The organism is Microbacterium sp. ER1, from assembly GCF_023383675.1.
GTDB lineage: Bacteria > Actinomycetota > Actinomycetes > Actinomycetales > Microbacteriaceae > Microbacterium.
Map to the genome: position 1 here is coordinate 1 of NZ_QCXO01000016.1, position 2,204 is coordinate 2,204.

General features: G+C 72.5%; 2 protein-coding genes. One reads left to right on the forward strand and one right to left on the reverse strand.

Features of this window, described 5'->3' with window-relative positions; all coding sequences use genetic code 11:
* Positions 1-87: 87 nt before the first annotated feature.
* Positions 88-765 carry a FadR/GntR family transcriptional regulator gene (locus BV453_RS01295; RefSeq protein ID WP_025105361.1) on the reverse strand — a complete coding sequence of 226 codons (678 nt, stop codon included), beginning with the start codon at positions 763-765 and terminating at the stop codon, positions 88-90.
* Positions 766-931: 166 nt separating this feature from the next.
* On the opposite strand from BV453_RS01295, the gene BV453_RS01300 reads away from it, so the two are divergent.
* Entirely contained in the window at positions 932-2,167 is a 1,236-nt protein-coding gene (locus BV453_RS01300) for an aminotransferase class V-fold PLP-dependent enzyme (RefSeq protein WP_025105360.1), read from the forward strand.
* Positions 2,168-2,204: the final 37 nt, after the last annotated feature.

Below are 2,204 nucleotides of genomic sequence, written 5' to 3' on the forward strand. Positions count from 1 at the left end.
CCCCCTTCGGTGCCGCCCACCCCCTTCCGGACGTCCGAATAGGGCCGGGGCGCACGAAAGAGGGTGGCTCGGCCGGGAAACCAGGAGTCAGAGGCCGGAGTACCGCCGCACCCAGTACTCGGTGTAGGCGACGTGGGCGGACGCGGCGGCCGAGGCGGCCACCGGATCCGCGGCGGCGAGGCCGCGCAGGATCGCGCGGTGGCCGGCGTCGGAGTGGATCTTGAGCTCCGCGGCATCCTCCGGGTCGGAGATCCGGTAGGCACGGGAGCGGGAGCGCAGCACGTCGATCAGGCTCGTCAGGGCCTCGTTGCCCGCGACCGACGAGATCGCCATGTGGAACTCGTGGTCGAGGCGGGACTGCGCCTCGAAGTCCGTCGTCGACTCGATCTCCGTGAGCACCGCGTCGAGCGCAGCCACCGTGTCGTCGTCGATGCGGGCCGCGGCGAGCGCCGCCGCGTGCGGCTCGAGCACCCGTCGGAGCTCCGTCAGCTCCAGCACCCCGGCCATCGGCAGCAGTCCGACCGTGAGGGAGAGACTGCCGATGAGGTCGGCGGCGCGGAGCTCGCTGACGTAGCTGCCGGAACCGTGCCGCGTCTCCAGCACGCCCAGTGCGGCGAGCGTGCGGATGGCTTCGCGCAGCGACCCGCGCGAGACACCGAGCCGTTCGCACAGCTCCCCCTCGCTCGGCAGCCGGTCGCCGGGGCGCAGGGCGCCGTCGGCGATGAGAGCCCGCAGCCCGTGCAGCGCCGTGTCGAGTGCGCTCATCGTCATCCTCTCTGCCACTCCCCCACCCCTCGTGAAGTCTGTCGGACGCCCCCGGCGTCGCAAACTCGTATGACAACTATGTTTCATCTTCGCGGTTTCGTAGCCAAAACCGAAGGTGTGTGGCAAAGTTGTGCAACAACTCGCCCCCACTCACCGATGAGGTCCGATGCCCGCTCCGCAGTTCCCCGCTCCGCTCACGCTGAACTCCGGCCTGCGAGCGCGCGATGCCTGGCCCCTCGACCCGACGGTGATCCACCTCAACCACGGATCCTTCGGGGCGGTGCCGTCGGTCGTGGTCGCCCATCAGGACGCCCTGCGCCGCCGTGCCGATCTGAGCCCCGTGGAGTGGTTCCCGCGGATCGCGGAGCGGGTGCAGGAGGCGAGGCAGCGGACGGCTCCGTTCGTCGGCGCCCGCGCGGAGGACAGCGTGTTCGTACCCAACGCCTCCGCCGCGGCCACGGTCGTCTACAACGCCCTCCAGCTCGACAGCGGCGACGAGATCCTCGTGACCGACCAGGGCTACGGGGCCATCACCATGGGCGCCGAGCGTCTCGCCCGCCGGTTCGGCGCCGCCGTCCGCACGGTCGCCCTGCCCCTGCTCGCCGACGACGACGAGATCGTGCAGCTCTTCGCCGACGCCCTCACCCCGCGCACGCGGCTGCTCGTCGTCGACCAGATCACCTCGCCCACCGCCCGCCTGCTGCCCACCCGCCGCATCGCCGACCTCGCGGCCGAGCGCGGCGTGCGCACCCTCGTCGACGGCGCCCATGCCCCCGGCCTCATCCCGGATGCGGCGGCCGTCGCCGGCGGCGACTGGTGGTTCGGGAATCTGCACAAGTGGCCCTGCGCCCCGCGCGGCTCCGCCCTCCTCGTCACCACCGCCCCCGACCGCGATGAGCTCTGGCCGCTTATCGACTCCTGGGCCGCGCGCGAGCCGTACCCCGAGCGCTTCGACACCCAGGGCACGATCGATGCGACGACGTACCTCGCCACCCCCACCGCGATCGAGTTCATCGAGGCGGAGTTCGGATGGGCGGCCGCCCGCGACGCCATGGCCGCGCGTGCCGACGCCGGTGCCGAGCTCATCGCGGAAGCCCTGCGCCCCTTCAGCGACGAGGACCCGCTGACCCCCCTCCCCTCCCCGGTGCCGTCCATGCGGCTCATCCGGCTGCCGCTCGGCCTCGGCGCCACCCGTGAGGAGGCCGACGCGCTGCGCATGGACCTCCTCGACGAGGTCGGCGTGGAGACCGCGTTCACGAGCTTCCGCGGCGTCGGCTACTTCCGCCTCTCCGCGCACCTGTACACGGAGGCGTCCGACATCGAGGCGTTCGTCGAGCGCTGCGTCCCCGCGATCCTGCGCCGCGCCGGCATCCGCCCCGCGGACGCCCTCATCCTCCCCTGACCCGCACCACCTCCCGCACGACCCACCCGAACACCAC